Below are 5,862 nucleotides of genomic sequence, written 5' to 3'. Positions count from 1 at the left end.
GATGCCACGTCATCGACTTTCAGGCCCACCACGTCGCACCCACGAAGCTTGCTGTCGATTGCGATGTTGAACAACGCCAGATCAAGGATTCGCCCCTCAACCTGGAGCTTCGTCCGGATAGACCAAACGTGCTTCGGCCGAAGTGGCGGCTTAGCGCCAACGACCTTACCCTTGTTCCACGGGACGCGCTTTTGAACGTTCTCTGCGGATTTTGAGACATCGGTCATGATGACCTCCTCAGTTGATGAGGCTGGTCAGTTTCGAACTCTCTTACGTCGGCTTTCGGACCACAGGAGGCGTACTTAGGTCCAATTCGATGACTAGAGGTCGCAATTTGACCCGAAGCGGACCACCAGCATCTAGCCAAGAGGCGGGTGCATTCTATGCCATTTTGCACGCGCGGTTTCTTCTGATCCGCCGCGTCGTACTTCATCTTCTCTGAAATGTTTCCAATACCGGCGGGTGCAATATGTCCCGCACAGCAAAAGGAAGACGAAAAGCAGGACAAGCGGAAGAATGACGCTTTTCGCGAACTCGGTTGGATCGAAAATCTTCAGAAAGAAAATCAGGGCGAGACATACAACTCCAGCAACCGCAAAGCCTCGCACTCGAAATCGCCAAACTCGGACTTCGTCTGAAACAGTCATCCTGTTCCTTCAGGATACATACGCTCTCGCGGTTTAACCGGCTCTGCGGCTTTCGTCTTCGAATGGCGGACGACTGAGATGTCTCGTGAGACGCCCCTCATTACCCCATCCGTATCGCTTAGCGAACGGAATGTATACAAGGCAGGCTAAGCCTAAGGCTATCAGTACCACGACGAGGCTGAGGCCGAGAAACATGTACGCGCTTGACGTGCCCGCGACGACGAGACCGAGCATAAGGGTGGAACGAATGCTGAAAGGCGACATGCCCGCTAAAGTAGCACGACGACCTCTCAGTAGGCAGCTCTCTGCCGATTAGGGTTTGCAGACCAATAAGTCAGCTTCTGGCCCTTCGGCGAAGTGGCAGCATCGCTCCACGAGGTCCGCTTATTGAGGCATGGCGGACAAGATTTGCTCAGGTCGAGTTCTTCGCATTTTGACCCATATCGGACTTCGATTGAATTCGGACGCACTTCGTTACCAAGTCTTAGTCACTTTTGTCTGACAACTAAGAGCTGCATGCGGGTAAACTCTGGACCGTCTCGGTGGAAGTACAAACGACTAGAAACCTCCTGAAGACTATCGGCTTTGCGTTTGGACTATTTTGCCTCCTCATGGCTTATGCTTCAGGCATTCGACTTTGGGAACATTTGCTATTGGTTCGATCGGCCGCGCCTCAGCTGAACATCGCGCTCGACATTGGCGGCAATGTTCTGCTGTTGATCATGAGCGCCTTCGGGGTGCTGGCAGTATCTCTCATCGCGCGAAGGGGATTGGACGGGATCGTACGCAACTGGCCATACGTACTTCTCGGCATCTTGGTTGCGGTATTTTGTGCAACCATCGCCGTAGCGTTGGGCGCTCGACGAATGACTTGGGTTCTTCCCGCAGCCGGACTTTGGGGCCTGATTGGGCTATGGGCAGGTTGGAGCGTTCTAAGGCAGCACGGATTGCCGATCAGTGCGCGAGTATCAGATGTCTCTGCGGCCAGGAGGCAGAACGAGCCGAAGCAATGACGAGGCATTCCGAACGTCCGGTTATGGCCCATTGCGTCGGTTGGCGCAGTGCAGCGGCAGGTCTGGAGTCGGGGGTAGAGCAGAAGTCATCGCCGCCGGTGCGGACCGCCGCCTTTGACCCTTAGCGGAAATCTCGGCAGAGGATTACTCAGAAACGTCAGATCGATTTGGCAGCCATCCCTTAGAGTCGAAGTATTCTCAAAATGCCACGCACGGCGAGCGGGATGGCTGCGAGCAACAGGAGAAAATCGGGAACCAAAGCAATACCGGCAAAGCCCAGACCTTCCCATAGGCTTACCTTACTGAGGTCAGCTCGTGAGCCACTTCGGACATCAGCCCTCGGGCACCCCAGCCATACGCATGCCCTGGTAGATGCCCTCGCGGCCGGCAAGAAAAGTTGGATGGTCACTCGGCGCATTGGCACGAAAGCGACGCAGCGTGAAGCTCGGATCTAGCGTAAGCCCCATTTTCGCCGCAACTCGCGCTTCCTCCGAACGTCCCAACTGGGCCAGCGCGGCGGCCAAGTTGAAGTGTGCAAAGGGCATATTCCGGTTAGTATCGATGCTCCGACGCAGCCAGACCACTGCCTCCGCGTAGGCACCGAGAAACGATTTGGCGTTACCTGCGAACATCATCCACCAAAAGGCGCCGATGTCCCGAGGGGACAGTCGGAGAGCCTGTTGGATGTGGCCCTCAGTTTCTGCGGCACGGCCGATGTAATTCTTGCCGACGCCAATGCATGCGTGCGCATAAGCCAGATTTCGATCGAGTGCCAACGCTTGTTCACATTCAAGGATGCCTTCCGCAGCCCGATTTGAAAGAATCTTGGCCACGCCAAGGAGTGCAAGCGCGCTGGCGTCACGTGGAGACAAGGACAACGCTATGACCAGATTCGCCTCTGCGGCCGCGAGGTGCCCGGAGCGGTCGTCAGCAAGAAAACCGCCAACCGTGGTCAGGTCAACCAAGGCCATCGATACAAGCGTAGGGATATTTCCGGAATCGAGCGACAGGGCACGCTGGAAAAAGCTACGTGCTCGCGACAAGTTCTCGGCAGTGTGCCCCTTATTGAAGCTCGCTCGTCCCAGGAAATACAGGTCCATGGCGTCAGGACTGGGTGTCGTTTCTGATCGTTGTGCCTCTGCAGCCAGCAGCTGCGCCTCCAGTGCCTGAGCGAGCCGGGAGACGATTTCGTCCTGCATATCGAACAGATCGGCCACGGGCTTGTCGAACCGTTCGGCCCAGAGATGATGACCCGTTTCCGCGTCGACCAGTTGCACATTGACCCGAAGTTGATTGTCGCTGCGCTGCACCGAGCCTTCGAGCACGTAGCGGACGTTCAACTCGCATCCGATCATTCTGAGATCGACCGCCTTATTCTTGTAGGTGAATGCGGTATGTCGGCCGATCACGAACGCTCCCGAGATGCGTGACAAGTCCGTGGTCAGACTCTCGGTCACACCATCGACGAAGTAGTCTTGGGATGGATCACCGCTGAGGTTGGCGAATGGCAGCACGACGATGGAAAGGCGTGGTGCTGAAGGTGGCGTCTCTGCAGCCGCGCCAACAAGCGTCGCGGAACCGGTCTGCTCAGCTGGGCTTCCGCGCCTTTCTTCCTGCACAGTACCCACGAAGCGAAAACCCTTGCGCTGCAGCGTCTTGATCAAAAGCTGCTTCTCACCCGAGTCGCCGACCGACCGCCGGACGGCGTTGATACGGGTTGTAACCGCAGCATCGGAAACGATGCGGCCGCCCCAGACCGCGCGGACAAGGTCATCCTTGCTGACCACGCGCTCCCTGTTGCGGACCAAATAGATCAGAAGATCAAAAACCTGTGGCGCAACAGAGATCGCCTCGGCTCCCCGCCGCAGCTCCCGCCGGTCCGTATCCAGCGTGAAGTCCGAAAAGGAGTAAAGCAAACGCCTCCTCCCAAGCGTGGGGTCCCGTGCCCCGTTCACCGAGTTCCGATGTAAGCAGACGGTAAGAAGAATGGAAGCCGTTTGTAAAGCGTTTCCGATGACCTCGGAGCATCCTGGTGCACGGCTGAGCAGTTGCTACGGCTTGCCGCTCTCGCATTTGGAGGGAGGTCATCATGAGGGGAATCGTTGCGATAACGGACGCTGCGTGCGGCGAAGCCGACCACGCCGCCGGGCGGCGAATAGCCGCGACCTCACATCGTTCGTCAGGTGGGGGGGTAGCGGCGATGCTTTCGCTCTGTGTCGTGTGCATTCTCGCATCCGCGAAGCACGTTAGCGCTCAATGCGCGGCGCGCGATGTGTTACAGAGGCAGTTGACGCATAAGGCGGCGCCCATTGTCCCGAGAGCAAACGCTTCAGTTATGTCCGTTTCGGACGTTGCTGGATGGAAAACGATAACCATCGGGAATTTCCCCGACACGTTTGCTCTTCTCACCGCGCTGAGAGCGATTGGTTGCAGCGCCGGTGACTCGGCTGCGGCGCTTCTTGCTCGGCCGGCATTTACCGTCAGCGGCACCAGAACTGCGGTAGAGCTTCTGACGGTATCTGCGGCCGAGCTGGGTTTCGAGGGTGAGACCGCGTTGTTGCGGCAAATCTACGAGCACGCGCAGCAACTGGGCTTCGAGCTTGCTCCGCCCGAAATCGCTCCTCAGCTTAGACTTCAATATCTGGACCAGCCCGTCGGTGAGTTTCTTATTATCGGCATGAAGCCGGTCCGGACATGGCCAGGTGAAGACGTCATCCTGACCGTGGCCAATGGGGGAGCGGGTCTCATTCTCATCGGTCAGGATGGTCACGCCGATGCGGAAATACCGGTGGGCTCCCGCTTCGTATTCCTGCGCTCCTTGCCCACGACGCCAGCGGCGCTGGTTCGAAAGTGACATTCCAAGATAGCCGAGGTCAGCAAATGCATGCGATAAGAGCGATGCAGCAGATGGCGATTCCGATCTGTCTGCTGCTGCCGTTCACGACCGCGACGATTGCGCGAGATGACGGTCGCTATGCTAATTCACCGCTCAAGCCCTGGTTCGAGAGTCTGCAGAGTGAATTCGGGAAGTGCTGTGAGGATTCTGACGCCTACGTGGTCTCCGAACCGAACTGGAAGTCCGATCACGGACAATATCGCGTTCGCATCGATGACGAATGGGTGCTTGTGCCAGACGGCGCTCTCATCAAGCAACCCAATCTTGCCGGTCGGACACTGGTCTGGAAGCACTATGTCGATGGCCATCCTCGTGTCCGCTGCTTCATCCCGGGGAGCATGAGTTGACTCTTTGCAGCGCGCGATGATGGAACAAGCGTGCTTTGACCGCTTCTGGCCCGTTGCCGACCTCCGCTTTACCGCTCTATGTCCGCCTTCAGGAGCTTAAGCCGACCCAGTCAATTCGGCGCGGAAGTCAGCCTGTGACCCAAAGCAGCCTTTAAAGTGGCTCGAAAATCATCTGCCAGCCCTTTCGGGTGTCCATGTATTCGCGAACCAGCTTGATCCGCTCGCCGGAAAGGACAAAAGCGAAGCAATAGTCATTCTCGTAGGGCTTGCCTCCAGGAAGAGTGGCTCGCATTCGCTCCTCGACGATCACAGTATCGCCATCGGCATGAATGCCGCGAAACGAGATGTCGACGTTCGAGAACAGATGATGCATTTCCGAGGCAATAAAGTGTGCGATTTGGTCCGGTCCAATCATGTGGTCGGTGTGTTTGAGAGCGACCGCCGTGGCATTTCCAGCCGGTGCGATCCATTCGGCATCGGGAGTAAACAGCTCCGCGATCAACTGGGCATCACGGGTTTTAAAAGTCTTCCAGGCATTGATGACGATCTCTTTAGGATTCGTGCTGTTCATTTTTGCTTCTCCAAGTGCTCAGCGAATTTGGACCTTCTCTATAAGAAGGGCGCACCGATATCGCTGGCCGGAATCGGACCTGATCATCTCAGGGCTATTCTTCTGGCTGCGGCCTGCGGTAAAATGAGTCATGCTCAGTTTTGAGGTATGCAACACCGCGCGCTTGCAGCGCGATCCCCGCTATGACGGCCGTTTCTACACGGCAGTGAAGACCACGGGAATCTACTGCCGCCCAGTTTGCCCGGTGAAGCAGCCGTTGACCCGTAACGTGGCCTACTATCAAACTGCAGCGGCCGCCGAGGCTGCGGGGTACCGACCTTGCCTGCGTTGCCGTCCGGAGACCGCGCCCTTCTGTGCTGCCTGGAATGGCACGCGTTCGACAGTCGCG

5 protein-coding genes and 1 pseudogene are annotated in these 5,862 nt (G+C 57.2%); 3 read left to right on the top strand and 3 right to left on the bottom strand.

Features of this window, described 5'->3' with window-relative positions; genetic code table 11:
* Positions 1-227 (bottom strand): annotated as a pseudogene (locus IVB32_RS31445) (integrase); the annotation flags it as partial.
* Between the two features lie 1,765 nt (positions 228-1,992).
* Positions 1,993-3,576, bottom strand: coding sequence for a winged helix-turn-helix domain-containing tetratricopeptide repeat protein (locus IVB32_RS31440; protein ID WP_247412627.1), 1,584 nt, complete (start codon positions 3,574-3,576; stop codon positions 1,993-1,995).
* Positions 3,577-3,995: 419 nt separating this feature from the next.
* Between IVB32_RS31440 and IVB32_RS31435 the strand changes: the two genes are divergently transcribed.
* Positions 3,996-4,514 carry a hypothetical protein gene (locus IVB32_RS31435; RefSeq protein WP_346731121.1) on the top strand — a complete coding sequence of 173 codons (519 nt, stop codon included), beginning with the start codon at positions 3,996-3,998 and terminating at the stop codon, positions 4,512-4,514.
* A gap of 44 nt (positions 4,515-4,558) precedes the next feature.
* Positions 4,559-4,903: a hypothetical protein gene (locus IVB32_RS31430; protein ID WP_247412625.1), complete on the top strand. Its 345-nt coding sequence runs from the start codon at positions 4,559-4,561 to the stop codon at positions 4,901-4,903.
* A gap of 151 nt (positions 4,904-5,054) precedes the next feature.
* Here the strand turns inward: IVB32_RS31430 and IVB32_RS31425 are convergent, their stop codons facing one another.
* Complete coding sequence (locus tag IVB32_RS31425) at positions 5,055-5,474, bottom strand: nuclear transport factor 2 family protein (protein WP_247412624.1); 420 nt, start codon at positions 5,472-5,474, stop codon at positions 5,055-5,057.
* A 130-nt stretch (positions 5,475-5,604) separates the two neighbouring features.
* Between IVB32_RS31425 and IVB32_RS31420 the strand changes: the two genes are divergently transcribed.
* On the top strand, positions 5,605-5,862 hold a 258-nt coding region (locus tag IVB32_RS31420), incomplete at its 3' end, for an Ada metal-binding domain-containing protein (RefSeq protein WP_276576787.1).

Source organism: Bradyrhizobium sp. 23 (assembly GCF_023073295.1).
GTDB classification, from domain to species: Bacteria; Pseudomonadota; Alphaproteobacteria; order Rhizobiales; family Xanthobacteraceae; genus Bradyrhizobium; species Bradyrhizobium canariense_D.
This window is presented reverse-complemented; position numbering and strand designations above follow the sequence as displayed.